The sequence below is a fragment of the Leifsonia sp. 10N434 genome (assembly GCF_056394405.1).
The window spans coordinates 15,479-42,319 of the sequence record NZ_JBFTHV010000006.1 but is presented as its reverse complement, the minus strand read 5'-3'; the positions used below and the strand labels follow the sequence as shown (position 1 = coordinate 42,319).

18 protein-coding genes are annotated in these 26,841 nt (G+C 68.7%); 5 read left to right on the top strand and 13 right to left on the bottom strand.

Annotated elements, in window-relative coordinates; genetic code table 11:
- Position 1: 1 nt before the first annotated feature.
- The 8 genes from AC1DB1_RS15215 to AC1DB1_RS15180 all read right to left on the bottom strand — a co-directional run bounded on the left by AC1DB1_RS15215 (position 2) and on the right by AC1DB1_RS15180 (position 14,893).
- Positions 2 to 1,345 carry a DUF58 domain-containing protein gene (locus tag AC1DB1_RS15215; protein WP_477201401.1) on the bottom strand — a complete coding sequence of 448 codons (1,344 nt, stop codon included), beginning with the start codon at positions 1,343 to 1,345 and terminating at the stop codon, positions 2 to 4.
- A complete protein-coding gene (locus AC1DB1_RS15210; protein ID WP_271178055.1) occupies positions 1,342 to 2,313 on the bottom strand; it encodes an AAA family ATPase in 972 nt (323 codons plus the stop codon). The genes AC1DB1_RS15215 and AC1DB1_RS15210 overlap by 4 nt, the downstream gene beginning before the upstream one ends.
- A 93-nt stretch (positions 2,314 to 2,406) precedes the next feature.
- Positions 2,407 to 8,322, bottom strand: a complete 5,916-nt coding sequence (locus AC1DB1_RS15205) for an Ig-like domain-containing protein (RefSeq protein ID WP_477201400.1) — start codon at positions 8,320 to 8,322, stop codon at positions 2,407 to 2,409.
- Positions 8,322 to 9,752, bottom strand: a complete 1,431-nt coding sequence (locus AC1DB1_RS15200; RefSeq protein WP_271178053.1) for a serine/threonine-protein kinase — start codon at positions 9,750 to 9,752, stop codon at positions 8,322 to 8,324. Before AC1DB1_RS15200 ends, AC1DB1_RS15205 begins: the two co-directional genes overlap by 1 nt.
- Before the next feature lie 189 nt (positions 9,753 to 9,941).
- Positions 9,942 to 10,778, bottom strand: coding sequence for a PP2C family protein-serine/threonine phosphatase (locus AC1DB1_RS15195; RefSeq protein WP_477201399.1), 837 nt, complete (start codon positions 10,776 to 10,778; stop codon positions 9,942 to 9,944).
- Positions 10,779 to 10,815: 37 nt separating this feature from the next.
- Positions 10,816 to 11,949, bottom strand: coding sequence for an FHA domain-containing protein (locus tag AC1DB1_RS15190; protein WP_477201398.1), 1,134 nt, complete (start codon positions 11,947 to 11,949; stop codon positions 10,816 to 10,818).
- 32 nt (positions 11,950 to 11,981) lie between these two features.
- Positions 11,982 to 13,418: an aminobutyraldehyde dehydrogenase gene (locus tag AC1DB1_RS15185; protein WP_477201397.1), complete on the bottom strand. Its 1,437-nt coding sequence runs from the start codon at positions 13,416 to 13,418 to the stop codon at positions 11,982 to 11,984.
- 41 nt (positions 13,419 to 13,459) lie between these two features.
- Positions 13,460 to 14,893, bottom strand: coding sequence for a gamma-aminobutyraldehyde dehydrogenase (locus AC1DB1_RS15180; protein ID WP_477201553.1), 1,434 nt, complete (start codon positions 14,891 to 14,893; stop codon positions 13,460 to 13,462).
- Between the two features lie 100 nt (positions 14,894 to 14,993).
- Between AC1DB1_RS15180 and AC1DB1_RS15175 the strand changes: the two genes are divergently transcribed.
- From AC1DB1_RS15175 to AC1DB1_RS15165, 3 genes are all read left to right on the top strand, one after another.
- A complete protein-coding gene (locus tag AC1DB1_RS15175; protein WP_271178049.1) occupies positions 14,994 to 15,476 on the top strand; it encodes an Lrp/AsnC family transcriptional regulator in 483 nt (160 codons plus the stop codon).
- Positions 15,477 to 15,478: 2 nt separating this feature from the next.
- Entirely contained in the window at positions 15,479 to 16,891 is a 1,413-nt protein-coding gene (locus tag AC1DB1_RS15170) for an aspartate aminotransferase family protein (RefSeq protein ID WP_477201396.1), read from the top strand.
- Positions 16,892 to 17,027: 136 nt separating this feature from the next.
- A complete protein-coding gene (locus tag AC1DB1_RS15165) occupies positions 17,028 to 18,416 on the top strand; it encodes an NAD(P)/FAD-dependent oxidoreductase (RefSeq protein ID WP_477201395.1) in 1,389 nt (462 codons plus the stop codon).
- An 85-nt stretch (positions 18,417 to 18,501) separates the two neighbouring features.
- Here the strand turns inward: AC1DB1_RS15165 and AC1DB1_RS15160 are convergent, their stop codons facing one another.
- The 4 genes from AC1DB1_RS15160 to AC1DB1_RS15145 form a co-directional block, all read right to left on the bottom strand.
- Positions 18,502 to 20,487, bottom strand: coding sequence for an ABC transporter ATP-binding protein (locus AC1DB1_RS15160; RefSeq protein ID WP_477201394.1), 1,986 nt, complete (start codon positions 20,485 to 20,487; stop codon positions 18,502 to 18,504).
- A complete protein-coding gene (locus tag AC1DB1_RS15155) occupies positions 20,484 to 22,217 on the bottom strand; it encodes an ABC transporter ATP-binding protein (RefSeq protein ID WP_477201393.1) in 1,734 nt (577 codons plus the stop codon). The genes AC1DB1_RS15160 and AC1DB1_RS15155 overlap by 4 nt, the downstream gene beginning before the upstream one ends.
- Positions 22,218 to 22,225: 8 nt before the next feature.
- Positions 22,226 to 23,011, bottom strand: a complete 786-nt coding sequence (locus tag AC1DB1_RS15150) for a TetR/AcrR family transcriptional regulator (protein ID WP_477201392.1) — start codon at positions 23,009 to 23,011, stop codon at positions 22,226 to 22,228.
- A gap of 216 nt (positions 23,012 to 23,227) precedes the next feature.
- Complete coding sequence (locus tag AC1DB1_RS15145; protein WP_271178043.1) at positions 23,228 to 24,190, bottom strand: aldo/keto reductase; 963 nt, start codon at positions 24,188 to 24,190, stop codon at positions 23,228 to 23,230.
- A 125-nt stretch (positions 24,191 to 24,315) separates the two neighbouring features.
- On the opposite strand from AC1DB1_RS15145, the gene AC1DB1_RS15140 reads away from it, so the two are divergent.
- Both AC1DB1_RS15140 and AC1DB1_RS15135 read left to right on the top strand, forming a co-directional pair.
- Entirely contained in the window at positions 24,316 to 24,813 is a 498-nt protein-coding gene (locus AC1DB1_RS15140) for a methylated-DNA--[protein]-cysteine S-methyltransferase (RefSeq protein WP_477201391.1), read from the top strand.
- Positions 24,810 to 25,514: a DNA-3-methyladenine glycosylase I gene (locus AC1DB1_RS15135; protein WP_309297490.1), complete on the top strand. Its 705-nt coding sequence runs from the start codon at positions 24,810 to 24,812 to the stop codon at positions 25,512 to 25,514. The genes AC1DB1_RS15140 and AC1DB1_RS15135 overlap by 4 nt, the downstream gene beginning before the upstream one ends.
- Before the next feature lie 501 nt (positions 25,515 to 26,015).
- Here the strand turns inward: AC1DB1_RS15135 and AC1DB1_RS15130 are convergent.
- Entirely contained in the window at positions 26,016 to 26,840 is an 825-nt protein-coding gene (locus AC1DB1_RS15130) for a YaaA family protein (protein ID WP_271178041.1), read from the bottom strand.
- Between the last annotated feature and the right edge of the window lies 1 nt (position 26,841).

The following is a 26,841-nucleotide window of genomic DNA, read 5'->3' as shown; positions in this document are numbered from 1 at the left end:
CTCAGGCCGCCATCCGCTTGGCGAGGCTCTTCTGCAGGTCTTCGAGGAACCCGATGGTGAGCACGCTCAGCTCCGTGACGCGGCGGAGAGAGGGAACCGCTCCGGCCGAGCAGACGACGGCGACGACATCCACGCCGAGCGGGAAGTGCAGGGAGGCCGCGCGCAGCTGGGCGGCGGTGACGCTCGAACCGCAGATCAGGAAGGCGATCGAGATTCCGGCGGCGCCCTCGGAGGCGACACGGGCGAGCTCTGTGATGCGCAGTGCGGTCTGCGCCAGCTCGACGCCCGCGAGGTCGTCGAGGAGCCGGCCGCGGTTGACGGTGCTCACCCGCCGCACGCTGTGCACCGCCCGCTTCGCGAAGTCGGGCGTGAGAGCGCTCGCGACCACCGATAGGGTGCGCGAGTCCGTGAGCGCGCGGACACCGAGGGAGCCGGTGGCACTCACGGCGAGTTCGAACTCCTCCTCATCCGCGTAGTCCGACGCCGACAGGCTGAGCGCGACCAGCAGGTGGCTGCGCCGGGTCTCCTCGAACTGCCGCACCATGTAGCTGCCGGTCTTGGCCGTGCTCTTCCAGTGGATGTTGCGTCGCTCGTCGCCGGGGACGTACTCGCGCAGTGCGTGGAAGGCGACGTCGCTCGCGGTGAGGTCGCGCGTCGGTGCGCCCTCGAGGTCGCGCACGAAGCCCGTGCTCATGCTCGGGATGGCGATCGTGCGCGGATGAACGAAGAGATCGAGCGACTCGGCCCAGACCACCTCGCGTCGCAGCAGTCCGACTGGGTCGGCGCGAACGGTCCGCACCGGTCCGATCGGCACGATGCCGCGACGCGTGGTCGGCACCAGGAAGACATCGGTGTGCTCGTCGCCGCGTCCCAGCGACGGCGAGGCGAACTCCGCGAGGCCGTGACCGACGGGCACCTCGACGCGCACACCGGGGAGCCGCCGCCTGGTGGGGTTCCTGACGGTCACCTCGCCCGGCGCCTTGTCGCCGACCACGACTCTGTTCGCGGGCAGAGCCAGATGCACCTGATAGGCGTTGCGACCGGCCAGGTAGACCGTGGCGACGACGAGCATCGCGACGGCCGTCCAGCCGATCACCACGGCCTCGGTCCAGCCGAACAGGTAGCCGGAGAGAAGGGCGAGCACGGCGACGGCGATCATCGACCAGCCGAGGGCGGTGATCAGGCCGCTCAGCCAGCGCCAACCGGTGGCGACCGCCGACCACAGCACGCGCGTCGAACGCACCAGCCACACGATGGCGTCCGCCAGCCTCCCGTCGCGGGTGCCGACGATACGTGCGCGTGCGTTGGTGAGCTCGACCTGGGTTCGACTGACGGTGTTCGTCACACGGCGGGCCGATCAGTCGGCGGCGGTGTCTCGATGAGGATCTGGGCCACGACGCTCGAGGTGGTGACACCCTCGAACTCCGCCTCGGGGTCGAGCACGAGGCGGTGCGCGAGCACCGGCTCCGCGAGGGCCTTCACGTCGTCGGGCGTCACGTAGTAGCGGCCCAGCGACGCGGCCATCGTCTTCGACGCGCGCAGGAGCGCGAGCGCGCCGCGCACGCTCACGCCGAGGCGCACCTCGTCGGCCGTGCGGGTGGCGTCGACCAGCCGGGAGACGTAGTCGTTGATGCTGGCATCGACGTGCACGGTGCGCGCCATCGTGCCCATCTCCACGACCGTCGTCGCCCCGATGACCTCCGGCACGATCACTTCGTGCGCCTTGCGGTCGGAGCCTTCGAGGATGCGCAGGGTGGCCTCGTGGTCGGGGTAGCCGATCGAGGCCTTCATGAGGAAGCGGTCGAGCTGCGCCTCCGGCAGCCGGTAGGTGCCCGCCTGCTCGATCGGGTTCTGGGTCGCGATCACCATGAAGGGGGCGCCCACCATGTGGCGCACGCCGTCGACGGTGACCTGCCCCTCTTCCATGACCTCGAGCAGGGCGGACTGCGTCTTCGGGCTCGCCCGGTTGATCTCGTCGGCCAGCACGATGTTCGCGAACACCGGTCCGCGGTGGAACTCGAACGCCCCGCTGCGCTGGTCGAAGATGTTGACGCCGGTGATGTCGCCGGGCAGCAGATCGGGCGTGAACTGCACGCGGTTGCTCGTGCCGCGCACGCTCTCCGCGATGGCGCGGGCGAGGGAGGTCTTGCCGGTCCCGGGGAAGTCCTCGAGCAGTAGGTGGCCCTCGCTGAACAGCGCCGTGAGCGCCAGCCGGATGATGTGGCTCTTGCCGAGCAGCACGACATCGATGTTCGACACGAGACGGTCGAACACACCGGAGAACCAGGTGGCCTGCTCAGGGGTCATGGTCATGCTCTGGTTTCTCTCCGTCGTCTGCGTGAACGTCTCCACACTCACCTCACTCGTCAAGGTTGCTGTCCATCAGTATGCCGGGTCGGCGGCCCGTCACCCTGTCGGTCCGTAGTCGCGCGTGTAGGTCTGCCCGTTCGCCCCGACGGAGATCCGGAGCACCGGCTGCACGCCGTCCGGGACGACGCAGCTCGCCGTGCTGCCGGCGGCCGGCATCGGATACTGCACGCCGTCGCCGCAGGTGTAGGTGACCGAGTCGTACGAACCCGTCGGCCACCCGGTCCAGGTGAACGTTCCGAGGTTCGTGACGGGGTCGGGGGCGAAGTTGAAGCCGTCGATGTTCGCGCTGGCCGCAACTCCCAGATGCTGGCTGTACGTATCGCCCTGCGGGCTGCAGAGCCGTGACCCGCCCTCGTAGACCTCGCAGATCCGGTCGATCCGCAGGGTGAGATCCACTCCGTAGTGGCTGTTCGTGCCGCTCAGCACACCGTTCGTGGCGTTCAGGGAGCCGGCCTCGCTGCTGCCGTCGGCGCCGAGCAGGTGGTAGAACACCTGGGTCGTTCCGCTTCCGCTCCCCGCGGCGTAGGCCAGGTTCTCGAGGTTGAAGTCCCAGATGCCGGTGCCGTTGGCCACCAGCTGCCCGGAGACGGTGGCGCCGGTGGCCATCGCGGGCGCTCGGCGCGGGGTCGCGCTGACGACGGCGCTCGGCGTGCAGCCCTGTCCGTTGTAGGCGTAGACGATGAACGAGTAGTTGTGGTTCGCGCTCAGATTCGAGAACGACATCGAACTGCCGTCGGTGCCGGTCAGCCCCGAGCCGACCTGAAGCTGAGGGTTTCCGCTCTCGACACCCGTGACGGTACACGAGGGTGCAGTTCCGCCCTCGTAGTAGCCGGCGAAGTAGCGCGAGATCGACGCGCCGTTGTCCGAGAAGACGCCGGGCCAGCTGAGGGTGGCCGTGGTTCCGTCCGTCATGCTCGGCGTCGCCACCGGCGCGGTGCCCGTCTGCTGGGGCGGCCCGGCAGGCACGCCGCTCCCCTGCGTCTGGTTCCATGTCGTGCGGCCAGCGTAGAAGTCGTTGCGCGACGAGATCGCGTAGCCGATGGACGCACCGTTGGCGATGCCCGCATCCGTGACGTTCAGCGAGTAGGCGGTGCCGACCGCGTCCCCGCGTGCGACCGAGAGCGACGAGGTCACGCCGCCGACCGAGACCAGGTACGAGGTGATCGGGCTCGAACCCGGGACGGTCGCCGGCTTGGTCCAGGTGAAGCGCAGCCCGTGGTCGAGCGGCTGGGCGGAGACACCGCTCGGCGCGGCCGGGATGACGTCGGACCACACGCTCTCGGCGTACGGCGTCGGATCCGACAGCCCGAGCGCGTTGCGTGCGGAGACGGCGACGGTCACGGCGTTGTCAGGACCGTTGCCCGGCGTCGGGATGGCGCAGGTGGTGGTGGTGCACGTGGTCGTCGAGACCAGCTGGCCGGTGGCGCTGCGGGTGACGTTGACGTCGAAGCCCGTGATCGGCGAGTTGTTGAACGCGCCGGGGATCCAGGAGAAGGTGAGCGAGCGGTCGGCGAAGTTCAGCACCTGCACGTTCGACACCGGCGCAGGGCGGTCCTGCACGGAGATCGCGACCGTTCCCCACGCGTACCGGTCGGGATCGCCCGTCGCGTCGGCGACCTCGTACTGGAGGGTCGTGTCCGCCGGCTCGGCGTCGGCGGCGACCGTGACGCTCAGGGTGGACTTGTCCGCGCTCGGTGTGATGACGACACCGGCCGGCACGTTACCGCTGCCCAGGCCGCGCACGCCGATCACGCGCAGCGGCTTTCCGGGGAACGGATTCGTCGCCTCGTCGTTCGCCAGCACATCGACGACGGTGGTCTTGCCGCGCGGCGCGATGACCTTGTCGGCCGCCGGGCTCGCGATCGGGCGCGTCGACGGCACGACGTTGAGGTCGATGCGCCCGGCCTGTCCGGTGTTGACCGCGTCCTTCACCCCGATCGCGATCGAGGGATGCGCGCCCTTCGCCGTTCCCTCGTCGACCGAGATCGTGAGCTTCTGCCCAGTGAGCGTCGCGCTGGCGCCGACCGGTTTCGGGTCCTGAATGGTGAACTCGAGCTCGCCGCGATCCTTCTCGTACGGGTAGCTGGTCAGCTTGGCGAGGTCGACTGTCTTCGACTGGCCCGGCTCGAAGTCGATCAGCGCCCCTGTGAACACCGGTGGCTGGTTCTGCCGCGCCGTCACCGTGATCGGCAGCACGATCGTCGCGACGTTGCCCTTCGGATCGGTCGCCGACGACCCGTCGGTCACCTGGAACGAGATGGACGCCGGCCCGAAGTAGCGTGAGCTGCTCGTGAACTGCAGCGTGTCGTCGTTCACGACCAGGTCGTCGCCATTGGCGTGCGTCGCGCGCACGGTCGCGGCGTCCGTCAGTCGTACCGAGCGGTTGCCGACGGCGACGATGTAGTCGTTCAGATGGATGGTGAGCGTCTTCTCACTGGCCACCTGGAGCCGGGTCGTGCCGCGTTTCACCTGCGGCAGGGCGTCGTCGTAGCCGGGCACCCGCACGAACGCGTAGCCGGAGATCGACGCGTCTTCCGGATTGGAGACCTTGAACGGGATGATCTGGCTCTTCGCCGTGACCGCGACCCGGATGCGCTTGCCGGCCGTCACCTCGGCATTGTGACCGTAGCCGGGCACGACCTGGAGGTCGAGCGTCGACACCGGACCGTCGGCGAAGAACACGTTCGCGAGCACGTTGACGTTCACGTGGTCTTTGCCGAGGATGTCGGAGAGCCCGAGCACCGTGTCGTCGGCGACAGGGCGCGCAAGCGGGGCATCTGCGCTCACCGTGACCCTGATGAAGTTCTCGCTCGATCCGCCCCGCTCGTTCTGGATCGTGTAGAGGAAGCTGTACGTGGCCTCGGCCTTGGGCGCCGTGACCACCACGAGGTCGCCCTTGATCGTCGCCTTGGCCTTGCCGTCGAGCGACCGCACCTGGGTCACGCCGAGCGGGCTGCCGTCGGGGTCGCTGTCGTTCGCGAGCACCTGGATGGAGAGCGTCTTGCCCGGTCGCACCTTCACGTCGTCCTCGACCGCGACCGGGTTGCGCGCGCCGTCGACCCGCGACGCGATGCCGACGCGCACCGTGCCGGTCGCCCTGGCGCCGAGCGCGTCGACCACGGCGTAGGTGAAGGTGTCGGTCCCCGCGGCGTAGTCGCCCGCCTGGTAGTCCATCCAGTCGGGTCCGGATGCGATGACGGCGCCCTTCTGCGGGTTGGTCTCCTGCCCGATGAACTGCACCGAGTCGCCATCCGGGTCGATCCCGGAGAGCGGGACGGTCACCCGCACCACGTCGCCCGCGAGGACGCGGGAGGTCACCGTCTTGGGAACGGGCGGATTGTTCGTCGCCTCGTCGCGCTCGCGCACCGAGAGCGTGACGTCGGCGGTCGCCCATTGGCCGTCCTCGCCCACCACCCGGTAGGCGGCCGTGAAGTTGCCCGGTTTCGACGGCGCCAGGTAGCGGAGCGAGTCACCGCTCGCGAACAGCAGACCGGCGCCCGCCGGCAGCGGCGTGGCCAGCTTCGGGTCGAGGGTCAGCTTGTCGCCGTCCGGCTGCACGTCGTTGGCGAGCACCGGGATGTCCACGACGTCGCCCACCCGCACCGAGACCGCGTCGGGCGCGGCGATCGGCGGCTGGTGCACGGTCAGGGGAGGCAGCTGTACGACCGTGACCGTTCCGACGGCCTCGGCGAGACCGTTGCTGAGCCGGTAGTGGAAGTCGATCGGTCCGTCGAGCGGACGGTTCAGCGTCACGCGGAGGGTGCGCTGACCGAGGATCTCGACGCGCACACCGGCCGCCACCGGCGGCGGCGTGACGCCCGTGACCAGGAGGACGCCGCCGGACGGGTCGATGTCCGTGGAGAGCACATCGACGTCCTGGGTCGTCTGCTCGCGGATGAAGGCGGTGTGCGGCACGGCGATCGGCGCCGTCTTCGCCCCCGGAGGCGCCTTGACGTCGATGCGCACGGTGCCCGTCGTCGTGATCACGCCGTCCGTCACCGTGTACTCGATATTGTGCGATCCGACCTGGGCGCTGTCGAACCGGAAGCTCCCGCCCTGGTAGTCGGGCGTGAGCGTCGCGTCAGCCTTCGTCGGGACATTGCTCAGTCGCACGGTGCCGGTGCCGCCGCGCACGTGCGCGAGCGGCTGCACGGTCACCTCCTGATCCTGGTACGCCAGCACGGCGAACGGATCGGCGATGATCGGCACCTGGCCGGGCGGCCGCACGGTGACGGCGAGGCTGCCCGTGCCCTGGGCACGGGCGTCCGAGACGATCAACGAGACGTCCTTGAGGCTGCCGCCCTGCGCGTGGTCGGAGAAGGCCACCTGACCCTGAGGGGTGAAGGTCACCGTGTCTGGCGCGGCGACGGTCGCGCCGGCGAGGAAGAACGAGTCGCCATCCGGGTCGTAGCAGTCGCCGAGCACCTGGCTGCTCACCCGTCCTCCCGACTGCACGACGGCCTTCGCCGTCCTCGCGCAGACCGGGGGCGAGTTCTCGGTCGGCGTGCGCACCGAGACGACCACGTGGGCCGAGGCCGTTCCGCCTCGGCCGTCGGAGATGGTGTAGTCGAAGGCGATCGATCCGTGTGCGGTGTCCGGCAGCGTGATCTGCAGCTGCTGGTTGCTGTTCGTCAGCTCGATCGTGCCCTGCTCGGCCGGGATCGCGGTGAAGGAGTCGATGACCAGCACGTCACCGTTGGGGTCGTAGTCGTTGAGGAGCACGGGGAGCGGAGTGACGCGTCCCGGCCGTGCTCCGAACGCATCGGCGACCGCGACGGGCGGCTGCTGCTGCTTCTGATACTGCGGCGCCGTGTCCTGCTTGCGCTGGTCGACGAGCTCCTTCGTGGTGTTCTTGGTGACGAGTTCGTCCCAGTTGTCGATGCGGGCGTTCCCGCTCTGCACCGCCCAGGCGACGCCCGACTTCGTGTCGTTCACCACGACGCGGTCGCCGTTCGCCCGGAAGGTCAGTGCTGCGGCGCTCGGCACCTGGCTGAGCGTTCCCGGCTCGTCCGATCCGCCCCCGGTACAGGTGCGCCAGGTCTCCCCGCCCGTCCACGCCGTGTACGTGCAGTTCCCGACCGTCGCCGGGGCGGCGGGCGCACCGGTGGCCGCCGTGAATGGTTTGGACGGCTTGCTCCCGTCGAGCGGCACGCGGACGGCGCCGGAGGTCGTGGCCAGCCAGACCGCGCCGTCGGAGACGCCGGACTGCTGCAGCACGGCGGTCTCCCCCGTGGCGATCAGCGACGAGAGGTCGACGGAGCGACCGGGCAGGTAGAGCATCCGCTGGTCGGGATCGAACACCGCCCAGGTGGTCCCGGCCACTGTGATGGCATCGTTGGCGCCGTCACCGCGCGCGGGGACGGCCACCGACGTCGTCGCCGGCTCGTCTCCGCTCGTGTCGATGCGGGTGAGCTTGTTCGTGCCGGGGAGGAACGCGTAGAGCACACCGTTGCGATCCATCGTCGTGACCGCCTCGCCGCCCAGGTCGATCGTTGCCGCTGAGCCCGCGTTGAAGTCGCCGAGCTGCTTCACGGTGGTGAGCCAGAGCTGGCCGGTGGTCTCCGAGACGAGGGCCACATGGTCGCCGGCGAGGTGCACCTGGGGATCGCGCGGCGGAAGGGCGACGCTCTTGCCCGCCTCGCTGGTGGCCGGATCGACGACGGCGACGGTGTTCGTCTCCTTGTCGATGAGAAGCACGTTCGCGCCGTCCTGCGCGACATCGAGAGCCTCCCCCGTTCCCGAGACGACCGAATTGAGCTTGTCGATCTCGGTGTTCGCGCGGCCGAGGGACTTCTTGGCGTCACTCGCCACCCACACCGCCGCGTCGTTGAGGTCCATCCGCTGCGCGCTGTAGCCACCGGAGACGACCGCCAGCGTGGTGAGGAGCGCGACGACGGCCGTGCCGCTCGTCGCTGTGGCGACGAGCGATTTGTGGGCGGCGAGCCAGGACATCACTGCCCGGCCGCCCTCTCCACGCATTTCTGGCCGCTCGGCTGCCCCGTCTTGCCGTCGCGGTTGACCGTCACCGTCACGCAGACGGTCTCGCCGGGCTTCGCGTCCACACGGAACTCCGTCGCGTGCTGCACGCTCGGCGGCTGGTCACCGACCGCCACCTGGTACGTGTCGTCGGCCTGGAGACCGGGATCGGACCAGGTGAACACGATCGTCTCGCTCGACACACGCCCGGAGAGGTCGCGCACCGTGGGGATCTCGGAGTTCGCCGACACCTTCACGAGCACCAGCACCGCCGTGATCGCGAGGGCGACCACGAGCACCGAGCAGACGACGACCGAGAGCACCAGCGCCCTCGACCAGCGCGCGGGAGGCGCGGCGGCGACCACGCCGGGAGAGCTGCCGAGGCTCTCGCGCACCACCGTGCGGGTGGGCGCCCGCGTGACCGTCTGCGATGAGGACTGCCGGCGCCGGCGACGGCCCCCGGCCGGGTCGACGGAGACGACGCCCTTGATGCGGGTGCGATCCTCCGGGTCGTCGGCGGTGGCGAGCGCCCAGTCGTCCATCGCCACCTCGATCGGCGTCTGCGGCAGGCCCAGCTCGGTCTCGACGCCCTGCAGTTCGCGGATGAACTCCAGCACGGTGCGCTGCCGAGCGGAGGGCTTCTTCGACATGGCGCGCATCAGCACCTGCTCGAGGCGCGGGGGCACATCCGGTCGACCGATCGGCTGCGGCCGGCCCTTGGTGATGCGCTGGATGAGCTCCGACGAGGTGTTCTCGCGCCCGGCGAGCTCGAACGGCGAGCGACCGGCCAGCAGGGAGTAGATCGTGGCGCCGAGGGCCCAGACCTCGCTCGCGATGGTCCCGCTCGTCTCATCGAGCAGCACCTCGGGAGCCGACCACGGGATGGAGAGACCGATCGCCTCGGTGACGTCGGCCTCGCCGAGCGTCGCGGCGATGCCGAAGTCGCTGAGCACGGGATGCCCGTACGCCGTCGTCAGGATGTTGGAGGGCTTGATGTCGCGGTGCAGCACGCCCGCCCGGTGCGCCGTCTCGACCGCGCTCGCGATGCGCACGCCGACGCTGAGCGCCTCGGGAACCGAGAGCGGCTCGGTGCGGTAGCGCTGGCCGATGGCGGCGGAGCACAGCTCCATCACCAGGTACGGCCGCCCATCGGCCGAGACGCTCGCCTGATAGACGGTGAGGATCGACGGGTGGGTGCTGAGCTGGGCCATCAGGTTGGCCTCGGCCTGGAACATCTGCTTCACATGGCTGGTGACCACTTCGGCCAACATGACCTTGACGGCGACCTGGCGACGCGGCATGTTCTGCTCGTAGAGGAAGACGTCGGCGAATCCGCCGGAGCCGAGAACGCGCACGTAGGAGAAGCCGGGGAGATTCGGCGGTTGTGAGGGCAGGCGCCGCGCCATATCGCCTCCCGGTTCGACTCGTGCACCCGCAGATGCTGGTTTCGTGGTCTCAGGTCCGCCTCGCGCCGCCGCACGGGCCCCTCGGCAATCGTTCCCCTATTCTAGGCAGCGCTCCCTGGGCATCCGGGCTCTGGGCCCGGACTGGGGGCACCACGGAGACCCCCAACTCGGGGGCCATGAAGGGTCGTCTCAGTGCCGGCGTGCCGCGCGACGCGCGACGCCGAGACGGTGCGAACCGCTCTCCGGGGTGGCGAGCACATCGACGACGACCACGGTCACATTGTCGCGGCCGCCGTTGCCGAGAGCGGCGTCCATGAGCTGCTGGGCGGCGTCGAGCGGCGACGACCCCTCGCCGAGGAAGTGCCGGATGCCGTGCTCGGTCAGCTCCTTGGTGAGTCCGTCGGAGCAGACCAGAAGGCGGGACCCGGCGACGATCGGGAGCAGGAAGTAATCGGGGACGGGGTCTTCGTTGAAGCCGACGGCGCGGGTGATCACGTTGCTGTGCGGATGGACCTCCGCCTCGGCGGGCGTGATCGCACCGGCGTCGAGCAGCTCCTGCACGATCGAGTGGTCGAGCGTGAGCTGCTCGAGGGTGCCGTCGCGGTAGCTGTACACCCGGGAGTCCCCGATGTTGAACACGAGCCAGTACGGGTTGCCGTCGACCAGGGTGAGCGCGATGCCGGTGACCGTCGTGCCGGTGCCGAGGTCGGTGTGCCCGACGCCCCGGCCCATGTCGTCGACGGCCGCCCGCAGTGCCGAGGTCAGCGCCTCCTCGTCGACGAAGTCCACCCGCACCCGCTCCGCGAGCCTGGTCACGACAGCGGCGCTGGCGAAGTCGCCCGCCGTGTGGCCGCCCATCCCGTCGGCGACGGCGAAGATCGGCGACCGGGCGACGAGGCTGTCTTCGTTGACGGACCGCCGGTAGCCCTTGTCGCTGAGCGCCGCCCACGCCAGGCTGATGCGCGCGTCGGGGTCACCAGGCACGACCACGGTGTGGCGTCTGTTGCTGCGACCGATCTGGGTCACTCGCGTCCTCTTCTTGTCGAGTCAGGCGAATCGTCGATCACGGTTCGTCCCTGGCGGCAGTGATCTCGATGATATTACCGTCGCCGATCTCGACCTGCGTGCCGGGCAGCACCACCACGGACTCGCCCGGACGCACCCGTGAAGCCTCTCCGCCGGCCGGAGTCACGGTCGTGCCGTTCGTGGAGCGCAGGTCGGTGACGACCACGGCGTCCCCCACCTGCTCGATCTGCACGTGGGTCGACGACACCTCGTGCGCGGGCGAGACGACCGCGACGAGCCGCGGTTCCTCCCCGCTCGAGACACGGAGCATGGCCGGTCGCCGGCCGACGAGCACGGGCCGGTCGAGGGTCAGGATGTCCCCCGATCCGATGCGGACGGCGAAGCGGCCCGGCGCCCGCACCTCGACATCCGGATGGTCGGCGACGGTGTCGTCGACGACCCCGGACTGCGCTTCCCCGTTCGGCGTGTCGGATGGCGCTTCGATGTCGAAAGCGCCGGGGAGCTCGTGCGCGACGGGCTCGATCGCCTCCACCGGAGGCACCTCGCCATCGGCGGCAGGGAGCGCGCCGGCGTGGTCGAAGAGGCTCGCCCCGCGCGGGCGGATCACCGTGTCGTCGCTCGGCACGGCCTCCGTGACGGCGGCTCGCGCGGAACCCGGTGACGCCGGTGCGGAGGCGATCGGGCTGAGCGACCACGCCAGCAGCTCCCCGTCGACGACGCCGCTGCCGAGCGGCAGCGATCCGGCGCTCGCCCGCGCGACCGGCGCGGTCGGGAGATCGTCGCCGCCAAGGACCAGGCCGGTCACGGACCGGAACTCCGCGAGCACCCACGGCTGAACGCCCGCCGCCCCGAATCGGCGCGATCCGCCGACAGAGAAGACGTCGATCACGGCGGCGCCGCGCACGACGGCCGTCACCAGAACCTCGTTCTTCGCGTTCGGCTCCGCGAGCTCGGCGACCGCGAACGACCGCACCGCATCCGGACCGGTCAGCGGGAACGCCCCGACGACCGACTCGATGGTCGCCAGCTCCGAACCGGCGAGCCACCAGACGGCGTCGAGGATCTCATCGGAGACCGTGCTGTCGAAGACCGCGACGAAGCGCAGTCCCGCGACGAACAGCCACCGGGACGGCGCGCCGGCCGGCGCGTACCTGGTGAAGCCGGGAGCCACGTTTCGGTATCCTCCCGAACTCAGACGATGGGTTACGAGCCGATGTAGCTCATCACATGCTTGATCCGAGTGTAATCTTCGAACCCGTAGGCGGAGAGGTCCTTGCCATAGCCCGAGTGCTTGAACCCGCCGTGCGGCATCTCGGCGACCAGCGGGATGTGCGTGTTGATCCAGACGCAGCCGAAGTCGAGCGACTTGGCCATCCGCATCGCGACGGAGTGGTTCTGCGTCCACACCGACGAGGCCAGCCCGTACTGCACGCCGTTGGCGAACCGCAGCGCCTGCGCCTCGTCCGTGAACTTCTGCGCCGTGATCACGGGGCCGAAGATCTCGTTCTGCACCGCCTCGTCGTCCTGCACCAGGCTGTCGATGATCGTGGCCTCGTGGAAGTAGCCGCGGTCACCCTGCCGGTGACCGCCGAGGGCGACGTTCGCATGGTCGGGGAGGCGGTCGATGAACCCCTGCACCCGCACCAGTTGGTCGGCGCTCGACAGGGCGCCGAAGAGGATGTCCTCGTCGTTCGGTGCGCCGGTCTTGGCATTGTCACGTGCGTACTCGGCGAGCGCGGCGACGAACTCGTCGTGCACACCCTCCTGCACGAGAACGCGGGTGGCCGCCGTGCAGTCCTGGCCGGCGTTGTAGAAGCCGGCCGTCGCGATCCCCTCGGCCGCCGCGGCGATGTCGGCGTCGTTGAAGACGATCACCGGCGCCTTGCCGCCCAGCTCGAGGTGCGTGCGCTTGAGGTCGAGGGCCGCCGCCGCGGCGACCTCCATGCCGGCGCGCACCGATCCGGTGATCGAGACCATCTGCGGGGTCGGGTCCGATACCAGCGCCCGGCCGGTGTCGCGGTTGCCGGTGACGACGTTGAAGACGCCCGGTGGGAAGAACTCGGAGGCGATCTCCGCCATCAGCAGGGTCGAGGCCGGCGTCGAATCGCTCGGCTTCAGCACGACCGTGTTCCCGGCGGCGATCGCCGGCGCGATCTTCCAGATCGCCATCATCATCGGATAGTTCCAGGGAGTGACCTGGCCGATCACGCCCACCGGTTCGCGGCGCACGAACGAGGTGTGGTCCTTCATGTACTCACCCGCCGACTTGCCCTCGAGGTTGCGGGCGGCGCCGGCGAAGAAGCGCACCTGGTCGACCATCGGCTCGACCTCGTCGGCCACGATGCCGCCGCGCGGCTTACCCGTGTTGCTCACCTCGACGTCCGCCAGCTCCTCGGCGTTCCGCTCCAGCGCATCCGCGAACCGGAACAGTGCCAGCTGGCGCTCCGACGGCGTGGTGTCCCCCCAGGTCGCGAACGCCCCGGACGCGGCGCGGAAGGCGTCGGCCACGTCTTTCTCCGTGGAGACCGGGGTGGTGGCGATGACCTCCTCTGTCGCGGGGTCGATGATGTCGAGCCGCTCCGTCGCGGTCGATTCGACGTAGTCGCCGCCCACGAAATTCTTCAGTTCCCGGATGCTCATGGCCGTCCCTTTCTGCGTGTTCCGTTGCGTTCGCGCACAAGCTACCCGATGTAGCTCATGACGTGCTTGATGCGGGTGTAGTCCTCGAACCCGTACATCGACAGGTCCTTGCCGTAACCCGAGTGCTTGAATCCGCCGTGCGGCATCTCCGCGACGATCGGGATGTGCGTGTTGATCCAGACGCAGCCGAAGTCGAGGTTCTTGGCGAACCGCATCGCGCGGCCGTGGTCGGTCGTCCAGACGGACGACGCCAGCCCGTACTGCACACCGTTCGCCCAGCGCAGCGCTTCCGCCTCGTCGCTGAACTTCTGCACGGTCTGCACCGGACCGAAGATCTCGTTCTGCACGGCCTCGTCGTCCTGACGGAGCCCCGAGACGATCGTCGCCTCGTAGAAGTAGCCGCGGTCGCCCTGGCGGTGGCCGCCGAGCGCGACGTTCGCGTGATCGGGCAGCCGGTCGATGAAGCCGCTGACCTGCGCGAGCTGGGCGGCGTTGTTGACCGGGCCGAACAGGATGCCGTCCTCATCCGGCGCGCCCGTCTTCGCGTTCGCCCGGGCGTACGCGGCGAGCGCGGCGACGAACTCGTCGTGGATGCCATCCTGCACGAGCAGCCGGGTCGCGGCGGTGCAGTCCTGGCCGGCGTTGAAGTATCCGGCCGCCACGATGCCCTCGACGGCCTGCTGGATGTCCGCGTCGTCGAAGACGATCACGGGCGCCTTGCCGCCGAGCTCGAGGTGGACGCGCTTGAGGTCGAAGGACGCCGCCCGTGCCACCTCCATGCCCGCACGCACGGATCCCGTGATCGAGATCATCTGCGGGATCGGGTTGTCGGTCATCGCGGCACCCGTCGTTCGGTCGCCGGTGACGACGTTCAGCACACCGGCCGGCAGGAACTCGGCGGCGACCTCGGCCAGCAGCAGGGTGGACAGGGGCGTGGTGTCCGACGGCTTGAGAACGGTGGTGTTGCCGGCGGCGAGCGCGGGCGCGAACTTCCAGACCGCCATGTTGAGCGGATAGTTCCAGGGGGTGACCTGGCCGACGACGCCGATCGGCTCGCGGCGGATGAACGAGGTGTGATCCCGCATGTACTCGCCGGCCGAGCGGCCCTCGAGGTTGCGCGCCGCACCGGCGAAGAACCGGATCTGGTCGACCGACAGCAGGATCTCGTCGTCGACGAGGGTCGCGCGCGGCTTGCCCGTGTCCTGCGACTCGGCGTCGGCGAACTCCTCGGCGCGCTGCTCCATCGCGTCGGCGATCCGGAACAGGGCCAGCTGGCGCTCCCCCGGAGTCGTCTCGCCCCACTCCGCGAACGCATCCTGGGCGGCGCCGTAGGCATCGGCGACGTCGTCGGCCGTCGACACCGGAGAGGTGGCGTACACCTCTTCTGTCGCGGGATCGATCAGCGGGATGCGCTCGCTCGCGCGGGAGTCGACGAAAGCGCCGTTGACGAAGTTGCGGAGTTCACGCGTGGGCATCCCAGAGGTCATGCCGGGAGTCTACTGATTTCGATAGCGAAAAGGACAGATTCGTGCGGATTCCCTTGCTCAGCGGCCTTTGCACTGACAGAATCGCTCCATGACCACCCCTCGGGCAGCGAACTCCGCCAAACCCATGCAGATCGACGACGTCTCGAAAGCGATCATCGAGCAGCTGCAGGTCGATGGACGGCGATCGTACGCCGAGATCGGCAAAGCCGTCGGTCTCAGCGAGGCTGCTGTGCGCCAGCGCGTGCAGAAGCTGACCGAGTCGGGAGTCATGCAGATCGTCGCCGTCACCGACCCGATGCAGCTCGGCTTCTACCGCCAGGCCATGATCGGCGTGCGGGTGACCGGCGACACGCGGCTGGTGGCCGACAAGCTGGCAGCCATGCCGGCCGTCGACTACGTGGTCCTCACGGCGGGGACGTTCGACATCCTCGCGGAGGTGGTCTGCGAGAACGACCTCGATCTGATCACGATGCTCAACTCCGAGATCCGGACCCTCGACGGCGTGCTGTCGACCGAGACGTTCGTCTATCTCAAACTCCACAAGCAGTTCTACAACTGGGGAACACGATAACGATGACAACCGTAGAAACGTTCGGCGAACCCATCACATCCAACGAGGCGGACCTGCAGGCCAAGGCCCGCGACCACCTGTGGATGCACTTCGCCCGGCAGTCGGTGATGGAAGACGGCCACGGCGTGCCGATCATCACCAAGGGCGAGGGCCACCACATCTGGGATTCCCACGGCAAGCGCTACATCGACGGCCTCTCCGGGCTCTTCGTGGTCAACGCCGGTCACGGTCGCAAGCGTCTCGCGCAGGCCGCAGCCAAGCAGGCCGAGGAGCTGGCCTTCTTCCCGATCTGGTCGTACGCGCATCCGAACGCCATCGAGCTGGCCGACCGGCTCGCGCACTACGCGCCCGGCGACCTCAACCGGGTGTTCTTCTCCACCGGCGGCGGCGAAGCCGTCGAGACGGCCTTCAAGCTCGCCAAGTACTACTGGAAGCTGCAGGGCCGGCCCACCAAGCACAAGGTGCTCTCCCGTGCTGTCGCCTACCACGGCACCCCGCAGGGCGCACTCGCCATCACCGGCATCCCGGCCATGAAAGAGATGTTCGAGCCGCTGACGCCGGGCGGCTTCCGCGTGCCGAACACCAACTTCTACCGCGCGGGCGAGATGGGTGCCCCGACCGACGACATCGAGGCGTTCGGCGTCTGGGCGGCGAACCGCATCGAGGAGATGATCCAGTTCGAAGGTCCGGAGACGGTCGCGGCGATCTTCCTCGAGCCGGTCCAGAACTCGGGTGGCTGCTTCCCGCCTCCCCCCGGCTACTTCCAGCGCGTGCGTGAGATCTGCGACAAGTACGACGTTCTCATGGTCAGCGACGAGGTGATCTGCGCCTTCGGCCGCATCGGTCACATGTTCGCCTGCGACGAGTACGGCTACATACCCGACATGATCACCTGCGCCAAGGCGATGACGAGCGGCTACTCGCCGATCGGCGCCACCATCATCAGCGACAAGCTGTACGAGCCGTTCAAGCACGGCAACACGTCGTTCTACCACGGCTACACCTTCGGAGGACATCCGGTCTCGGCCGCCGTGGCGATGGAGAACCTCGACATCTTCGAGGAGGAGAAGCTCAACGAGCGGGTCCGCGAGAACTCGCCGCTGTTCCGCGCCGAGCTCGAGAAGCTGCTGGCGCTCCCGATCGTCGGCGATGTCCGCGGCGACGGGTATTTCTTCGGGATAGAACTCGTCAAGGACAAGGCGACGAAGGAGACGTTCGACGACGACGAGTCGGAGCGCCTGCTGCGCGGCTTCCTGTCGAAGGCGCTGTTCGATGCCGGCCTGTACTGCCGGGCAGACGATCGAGGCGACCCCGTCGTGCAGCTCGCTCCGCCGCTCACCATCGGGCCGGAGGAGTTCACCGAGATCCGCCAGATCCTCGAGTCGGTCCTCACCGAGGCGTCCAACCACCTCTGATCGCCCGCACCATCGAGTCCGAAGCTCCTGCGTCGAAATCGCCCGATTCGACGCAGGAGCTTCGGGCTCGTTGTTTTCTCCGCAGTGACGACGGGCATGAGCGCACACTCGTGCGCGCACGGGTGAGGAGTGACGGATGAGTTCGGTGCAGCAGAGCTACTGGTTCGATTCGATCAGCGAGGCCGAGCACGGGTTCCGGCCGCGGCCGGGGCTCACGAGCGACGTGGAGGTCGACGTCGCGATCGTGGGCGCGGGGCTGACCGGTCTGTGGACCGCGTACTACCTGCAGCAGCACGACCCCTCACTGCGGATCGCGGTGCTGGAGAAGGAGGTCGCCGGCTTCGGCGCCTCCGGTCGCAACGGCGGCTGGTGCTCGGCGCTCTTCCCGAAGTCCGCCTCGGCGTTGGAGGCCAGGTACGGTCTCGACGGCGCCGTCGCACAGCGCCGGGCGATGGTCGACACCGTGGACGAGGTCGGTCGCGTCGCCGAGGCCGAGGGCATCGACTGCGACTACGTGCGCGGAGGGACGGTGACCTTCGCACGCTCGCGCGCGCAGCTCGCCGCTGCTCGGGCCGAGTACGCCGAGTCGGAGCGCTACGGCGTCGACCGGGTGTCGCTTCTCGGCACAGAGTCGGTGCGCTCCCGCTACGGCGTGCCGGATGCCGTGGCCGCGACCTTCACGCCGGCGTGCGCCCGCGTGCATCCGGCCAAGCTGGTGCGGGGACTCGCCCGCGTGGTCGAGCGCGCCGGCGCAACGATCTACGAGGGCACCGAAGTGGTCTCCTGGGCCGACGGAGTCGTGTCGGCGATCGCGGGCGGCATCGCCCGCACCGTGAGGGCGGGCACGGTCGTGAACGCCACCGAGGGCTACGGCGCGGCGATCAAGCAGGTCGGCCGGCGCATCCTGCCGCTGTACTCGCTGATGATCGCGACCGAACCGCTCAGCGACGAGACGTGGGACCGGATCGGCATCGAGCACGGTCAGACCTTCGCCGACTTCCGCCACCTGATCATCTACGGTCAGCGCACCGCCGACAACCGCTTCGCCTTCGGAGGGCGGGGAGCGGTCTACCACCTGGGCAGCACGATCAGTCCCGCCTACGAACAGGTGGCCCGCGTGCGCGAGCACCTGCGCCACGCGCTCGCCGCGCTGTTCCCGGATGCGGCGGGCGCACGGATCACCCACCACTGGGGCGGCCCCCTCGGCGTCCCCCGCGACTGGCACGCGAGCGTCGGCCTCGACCGGACTCGACGGGAGGCCTGGGCCGGCGGCTACGTCGGCGACGGCCTCAGCACGACCAACCTCGCCGGGCGCACCCTCGCCGACCTGCTCACCGGGACCACCAGCGAGCTCACCCGGCTCCCCTGGGTCGGGCACCGGTCGCCGCGCTGGGAGCCGGAGCCGCTGCGCTACGCCGGCGCCAACGCCGGGCTGCTCGGTGCGGAGGCAGCCGACCTCGAGGAGCGGCTGACGGGCACCCCCTCGATCGTCGCCCGCCTGCTGGCGCCGCTCACCGGGCACTGACCGAACGCACGGAACCCCCGGCCCGGTGAGCCGAGGGTTCCGTGCGTCGTCGCGTCAGGCGTCGTGGTCTCGTGTCCTCGTGGCCTCAGGCTTCGTCGGAGACGGGCGCGGCGAACTGCGCGTTGTACAGCGTGTAGTACGCGCCGCCTGCTGCGAGCAGTTCGGCATGCGTGCCCTGCTCCACGATCCGTCCGGCCTCCATCACCAGGATCAGGTCGGCGTCGCGGATGGTCGACAGCCGGTGCGCGATCACGAAGCTGGTGCGGTCGCTGCGCAGCGCCGCCATCGCCTTCTGCACCAAGACCTCGGTGCGGGTGTCCACCGAACTCGTCGCCTCGTCGAGGATGAGCACGCTGGGCCGCGCCAGGAACGCCCTGGCGATGGTCAGCAGCTGCTTCTCCCCCGCCGAGACGTTGCCGCCCTCATCGTCGAGCACCGTGTCGTAGCCGTCGGGGAGCGAGTGTACGAAGCGGTCGACGTACGTCGCCTTGGCCGCGTCGAGGATCTCCTCCTCCGTCGCATCCGGACGCCCGTACGCGATGTTCTCGCGGATCGTCCCGTTGAACAGCCAGGTGTCCTGGAGCACCATGCCCATCCGGCTGCGCAGGTCGCGCCGGGTCATCGACGCGATGTCGACGCCGTCGAGCGTGATCCGCCCCGAGTCCAGCTCGTAGAACCGCATCATGAGGTTGACCAGTGTCGTCTTGCCCGCTCCCGTCGGGCCGACGATCGCGACCGTCTGACCCGGCTGGGCGACGAGCGAGAGGTCCTCGATCAACGGCTTGTCCTCGACGTACCGGAACGACACGTCCTCGAACGCCAGCAGTCCCTTGGTGCCCTGCGGGCTCTCGGGCTCGGCCGGGTCCGCCGACTGCTCGTCGGCATCGAGCAGCTCGAACACGCGCTCCGAGCTCGCCACACCGGACTGCAGCAGGTTGGCCATCGACCCGAGCTGGGTGAGGGGCTGGGTGAACTGCCGCGAGTACTGGATGAACGCGGTCACGTCACCGAGCTGCATCACGCCGCTGGCCACCTGAAGGCCGCCGACGACAGCGATCACGACGTACATCAGGTTCCCGACGAACATCATGGCCGGCATGATGATGCCAGAGATGAACTGCGCGCCGAAGCTCGCCTCGTACATCTCCTCGTTCTTGAGCCGGAACTGCTCCTCGACCTCGCGGTGACGGCCGAAGACCTTCACGAGGGCGTGGCCGGTGAAGGCCTCCTCGATCTGGCCGTTGAGCTCTCCGGTGTGCTTCCACTGCGCCACGAACAGCTTCTGCGAGCGCTTCGCGATCACGGTCGTGATGATGAGCGTGAGCGGGATCGTGATGAGCGCGATCACGGCGAGCAACGGGGAGATGATGAACATCATCACGATGACGCCGATCACCGTGAGCAGCGAGGTGAGCAGCTGGCTCATCGTCTGCTGGAGGGTCTGCGAGATGTTGTCGATGTCGTTCGTCACACGACTGAGGAGCTCACCGCGCTGCATCCCGTCGAAGTACTTCAGCGGCAGACGGTGGAGCTTGGCCTCGACGTCCTGGCGCAGGCGGTAGACCGTGCGCTGCGTGATGCCGTTGAGCACATAGGCCTGCAGGTAGCTGAACAGCGACGACGCGATGTAGAGCGCGAGCACCCACATGAGCACCATGCCGACAGCGGTGAAGTCGATGCCGGCACCCGGAGTGAACGTGGTTCCGCTCAGCAGGTCCGCGATCTGGGTCTGCCCGGAGGCCCGCGCACCGGCGATCACCTGCGCCTGGGTCATCCCGCTCGGAAACTGGAGCGAGATCGCGCCGGCGAAGACCAGGTTGATGGCGTTGCCGAGCAGCTTCGGCCCGAGCACGGCGAAGACCACGCTGATCACGGCGAGCAGGGTCACGAAGGTGAGCCCGATCGCCTCGGGGCGCAGGCGGCCGGCGAGACGCTTGGCGGAAGGACCGAAGTTCATCGACTTCTCGACCGGTCCGCCCATCCCGCCGAACGGGCCCCCACCACCGGGACCGCGGCGAGGCGGTGCCGGCCGGACCGGTGCGGCTTCCTGGGTTTCGGTGTCGTCGCTCATGCTGCTTCCTCCGCGGTGAGCTGCGACGAGACGATCTCTGCGTACGTCTCGTTGTTCTGCAGGAGTTCTTCGTGGGTGCCGCGTCCGACCACACGGCCGTCGTCGACCACGATGATCTGGTCGGAGTCGATGATCGTCGAGACGCGCTGGGCGACGATGATCATCGTGGCCTCGGCGACGTCGCGGGCGAGAGCCGCCCGGAGCCGGGCGTCCGTCGCGGTGTCCAGTGCGGAGAACGAGTCGTCGAAGACGTAGATCTCCGGGCGCTTGACCAGGGCTCTGGCGATGGCGAGACGTTGGCGCTGGCCGCCCGAGACGTTGGTGCCTCCCTGAGCGATCGGGGCGTCGAGTCCCTGGTCCATCCGCTCGACGAAGTCCTTCGCCTGGGCCACCTCGAGGGCGTGCCACAGCTGCTCGTCGGTGGCGTCCGGCTTGCCGTACCGGAGGTTGCTGGCGACCGTGCCCGAGAAGAGGTAGGGCTTCTGGGGCACGAGGCCGATGCGCGACCAGAGCAGGTCGGGATCGAGTTCTGCCACGTCGACGCCGTCGACCAGCACGATGCCGCTCGTCGCGTCGAACAGGCGCGGCACCAGGTTGATCAGCGTCGTCTTGCCTGCGCCGGTGCTGCCGATGATCGCGGTGGTCTTGCCGGTCTCCGCGAGGAAGGTGATGTCGCTGAGCACGGGCTGCTCGGCACCGGGATACGAGAAGCTCACATCGACGAACTCGACGGTGCCGTGGGATTCCAGCTGCATGATCGGGTTGTCCGAGGCGTGCACCGACGACTCCGTGTTCAGCACCTCGCTGATGCGTTCGGCGCAGACCGCCGCGCGCGGCACGAGGACCGCCATGAAGGTCGCCATCATCACGGCCATCAGGATCTGCATCAGGTACTGGAGGAACGCCGTGAGGGTACCGATCTGCATGGAACCGTCCTCGATGCGGAAGCTGCCGAACCAGATCACGGCGACGCTCGAGACGTTGAGCACGAGCATGACGATCGGGAACATCAAAGCGAACAGACGGCCGGCGCGCAGCGCGGTGTCGGTGACCTCGTCATTGGCCGTGCGGAACCGGCTCGTCTCGATGTCCTCGCGCACGAACGCCCGCACCACCCGGATGCCGGTGAGCTGCTCGCGCAGCACGCGGTTCACCCGGTCGATCCGCTCCTGCATCTTGCGGAACAACGGGACCATGCGCGTGATGATCAGGCCGACGGCGACCAGCAGGATGGGGACGCTCACCGCGATGAGCCAGGAGAGCTGGATGTCCTGCTGCATGGCGAGGATGATGCCGCCGATCGCCAGGATCGGTGCGGAGACGAGCAGCGTGCAGGTCATCAGCACGAGCATCTGCACCTGCTGCACATCGTTCGTGTTGCGGGTGATGAGCGACGGGGCGCCGAACTTCGTCACTTCGCGCTCGGAGTACTCGCCGACCTTGTGGAAGATCGAGCCGCGCAGGTCACGGCCGACCCGCATCGCGACCTTGGCGCCGAAGTAGACGGCCGTGATCGAACATCCGACCTGCACGAGCGTCACGCCGAGCATCCCGAGCCCGACCCACAGGATGTAGTTCGTGTCACCCTTGGCGATGCCGTTGTCGGTGATGTCGGCGTTCAGGGTGGGTAGCCAGAGCGACAGCAGCGACTGCGCGAGCTGGAACACCACCACGCCGATGAGCAGTGGCCAGTGCGGCCGGAGGAACCGGCCGAGGAGTTTGAGAAGCATGTGGTCCCTTAGTGTGCGGTGGTTTCGGTGGTGCTGACGGATGCGGTGGTGCCGGCGGATGCGGTGGTGCCGGCGGATGCGGTGGCGCTGACGTCCGCGGTGGCGCTGACGTCTGCCGTGGCGTCTGTGAGGGCTGTGAGGGCTGTGAGGTCTGCCTCGCCGATGGCGGAATCGATGACGGCGTCGGCGGGCTCCGCCCTCGGGGTGACGACGGCGAACGGCTTGCCCGCGACACCGATGAGGGTGATGTCGGCGAGCTCGTCGACCCCGAACTCGATGCCCTCGTTCAGCGCAGGGAAGGCCGAGGCGAAGCTGATCATACGCAGGATGTAGGCGATGCGATCCGGCGGCCAGTTCAGCTGGTCGGCATCCGGGGCGAGAATACGCGCGATGATCGCCGCGAACTCGTGCCGTTCCTGCTTGACCGGAGGTCGCTCAGGGCCGATCACGGCCATGATGCGCATAACACTCTCGAACCGCTCGCGCAGCAGGTAGATGATCGCCCGCACCTTGTGCTGCAGCGGGAGCACCGGGTCGATGGAGCGCAACGCCTCGCGAAGCGGCTCGGGGTCGAGGTACTTCTCGATGGCGGCCTGCACGAGCGTCTCCTTGTCGCCGAAGGCACGGAAGATCGTGCCCTCGGCGATCCCGGCCGCCTCGGCGATCTGCTTCGAGGTCACGCCGCGGCCGTGCACGAGCAACAGCGGGATGACGGCATCGATGATCATCGCCTGCCGGTCTTCCACGGAAAGCGGTTGGGCGCGCCGCGGCCGCTCCTTCTCTTCGTTCTCCACGCGAGCACTCTAGTCGGAGTGAGTGCTCACTCACAAGAACGTTTCCGTTCGCTCAGGGCGAACTCGGGACCGCATCGGCTCCGCTCCCACTGCCGCTTCGCGGACATCCGCACAATCGAGTCGGGGATTAATCACGCCCCTGCGCCGAGAGGTGCGATTAATCCCCGACTCGATTGATCCGGCGGTCCAGATCAGGTCAGGTCAGAGCAGCGCGAGTCAGGAGAAGATCGCAGTGATGGCGGCGATCTCCTCGGGCGTGGCGCGCCACGACGTCGCCGCCTCGGCGTTCTGCACAATCTGCTCCGGCTTCGTGGCGCCGGCGATGACGCTCGTGAGGCCGGGCTGCGCCAGCAACCAAGCGAAGGTCGCCTCGAGCATCGTCACGCCGCGCTCGTCGCAGAACGCCTGGTATTCCTCGATGACGTCCCACGGCGCGTTGTCGACCAGGTGCTTGCGGATCATCATGATCCGACTGTCCGACGGGCCACCCTCGCGGGAGAACTTGCCGGTGAACAGGCCGTTGTAGAGGGGGAAGTACGGAAGGAAGCCCATCCCGTACGCGTTCACCGCCGGAAGCACCTCCTTCTCCGCGTCGCGCACCAGCAGGCTGTACTCGTTCTGGGACGAGATGAACTTGGGGTGGCCGTGGAGCTCGGCTGTGAACTCCGCCTCGGCGATCTGCCAGCCGGCGAGGTTGGAGTGGCCGATGTACCGGATCTTGCCCTCGGTGATCAGGTCGTCGAGCGTCGCGAGCGTCTCCTCGATCGGCGTCGCGGGGTCGGGCTGGTGCAGCTGGTAGAGGTCGATCCAGTCCGTGCGCAGCCGTCGCAGCGACGACTCGACCGCGAGCCGGATGTACCGGCGCGACCCGCGGACGCCCCAGTCGGGCCCGTTCACCCCTGCCATGTCCATGCCGAACTTGCTGGCCAGCACGATCCGGTCGCGCTTGCCCTCGAGGGCCTTGCCCATCAGCGTCTCCGAGAGCCCGCGTTCTGCACCGTAGATGTCCGCCGTGTCGAAGAACGTGACGCCCGCGTCGATCGCGGCGTCGATCACCGCGTCCGTTCCTGCCTGCGATTCGGATGCGGTGCCGACGCGTCCGAAGTTGTTGCAGCCGAGGCCGATGGTCGAGACGACGAGTCCCGAGTCTCCGAGCGTGCGGTAGTCGATTTCTGCCATGTTCCGAGTCTATTTCGGCGCACCCGCGGACGGTGACCGTCCTCCACAGCACGACGAGCGTAGAGGTTGTCCCCAATGTCCGATTTCCGCGAGTGGATGTCGGATGGGCCCCCTACAGTCGAACCATGAGCACTTCCTTCGCCTATCTCACGCGCATGAGCAGCCCCATCGGCCGCCTCGAACTCACCAGCGATGGCCAGGCCATCACGTCGCTCTCGATCGAGCGCGACGGCCACCTTCCCCTCGAGGAGCACCAGGAACGCAGCAACGACGTGCTCGAGCGCGCCGTGAAGCAGCTCGATGAGTACTTCGCCGGCGATCGCAAGAACTTCGAGCTCCCGGTCAGCTTCGGCGGTTCCGCATTCCAGCGCTCCGTCTGGGAGAGACTCGGTTCCCTCGAGTACGGGCAGCTCACGTCGTACGGCGAGCTCGGGCTCGAACTCGGCCGCCCGACGGCCGGTCGCGCGATCGGCGGCGCGGTGGGCGCCAACCCGATCCCGATCATCATCGGCTGTCATCGAGTGCTGTCGTCCACCGGCAAGATCACGGGCTACAGCGGAGGCGAGGGCATCCCCACGAAACTGTGGCTCCTCACGCACGAAGGGATCATGCTGGCGGCATGAGCGCACCCATCGACGACAGCTCGCCCGCCTCCCCCGAAACGACGACCGGCTCACTCGAGGGCCCGGCCACCACCACCACCGCCACCTCCCCCGATTCGACCGATGCACCGGATGCCGCCGCCACACCACGCGCCTCCGTGATCGTCGGCGACGACGGGCTCGCGCGCTGCTCCTGGGCCGCGACCGATCCCGAGTACCGCCGGTACCACGATGAGGAATGGGGTCGCGAACAACACGATCCGCGCGCGCTCTACGAGAAGCTGTGCCTCGAGGGCTTCCAGGCGGGCCTCTCCTGGATCACGATTCTGCGGCGCCGCCCGGCGTTCCGCGAAGACTTCTACGGTTTCGACGTGGAGCGGGTCGCCGCGATGACCGAAGCCGACGTCGAACGCCTGCTGCAGGATGCCCGCATCATCCGACATCGCGGCAAGATCGAGGCGACGATCGCCAACGCGCGCGCCACGCTCGCCCTCGATCGACCGCTCGAAGAACTGATGTGGAGCTTCGCTCCCCCGGCCGCAACGACGCCGCGCCCGCGAGGCTGGGGCGACGTCCCCGCCGTCACCGTGGAATCGACCGCGCTCAGCAAGGAGTTGCGCCGCAACGGCTTCCGCTTCGTGGGGCCGACGACCATGTACGCGCTGATGCAGTCCACCGGCATGGTCGACGACCACTTCGAGGGATGCTTCCGGGCCGAGTGATCTCGCGCCGAGCCGCGCCGCGCCGCGCCGCAGTGTGCAGGGTGCAGTGGACTCCGGCCGGCCCCTACTGCGCCGACCCGCCAGAAAAGGCGGGCCGACGCAAAGAGGGTCGGGCCGACGACGGCACTCATTCGGAACGCTGGATTCTCGCTCGCAAGGTCCCCTCCGCACGTGCCCGACCGCAGGCGGAACAGAGACCTCACGCATCCGAACGTTCACAATCGGCGTGAGGGGATTCACGCCGGGTTACCGTGACGTCGGCCCGACAGATCGGCGGGGGTGAGCGCATCTCAACGTCGAGAGCGCCAAACCCACCTCGGCTGGATGCTCCTCCTCTGGCTCGCATTGCCCGATACGAAGCTGTGAGAGCTTCACCTGGTGTGAGCTTATCTCACTTTTGCCGGGTGCACTACCGATTCACGCAAAGACTTGCGCGCCTGCAGTCTTGGGCGGCAGCCCAATTCGGGGGGTCCCCGAGACCGTCGCCGCGACCGGCCGGGATCAGCGCAGAGCCGCCATCAGGGAGCCGCGCTCTCCCGTGACCTCGGGCACGACGAGCTCCAGGTCGCCGACCCCGCCGGCGGAGGCCGGACCACCCGTCGAGAGGCTCAGATCGTAACCCTCCGAGCGCGCCCAGTCGAGCAACTCCGCTGTGCCCGCGAAGTCGATCCCGCACTGGACGAGCGCACGGGCGAACAGCCCCTTCGCCTGCTTGTTGAAGTGATTGAGCGCCCTGGTGTTGCCGGACTCGTCCCGGGCGAGCACCCGCACATAGTGCACGTGCTCGCGCACCGGGGTCGGGCCGAGGGCGGCATACCCCTCCGAGCGCAGATCCAGGATCAGGCCGGGGCGAGCGGCGAGCAGGCCACCGACGACGGGCGCCCACCGCTTCTTCAGGGTGGGAGCGCCGCGCTCGAGCGACAGCCGCGAGTCGAACGAGAGGCGATAGGCGGGGATCAGATCGTCGGCACGCACCAGCCCCAACAACGCCGAATGCACCGCGAGTGACGAGTGCGCGAATGCGCGGGACTCCTCGGACAGCGAGGGGGCGTCGAGGGCGTCGTACAGCACCCCTGTGTAGCGCTCCAGCGCCGGCATCGTCGCGGAGCTGCGGATCGCGCGGTTGCGGTCGACCTCGCCGGCCTGCTTCGGGCCCAGCTTGAGGGCCCGGATGCTCGCCTCGCGGTTGCGGGACAGCTTCGCCACGGCCGCGAGCACCTCGCGTCGCACGCGGGACAGCTCGCCGAAGCCGAGGCCGTCGAGGGCGAGCGGCTCTCCCGCTCCTCCGTCACGCTTGGTCTCGGAGGGCGGTAGAAGGATGAGCACG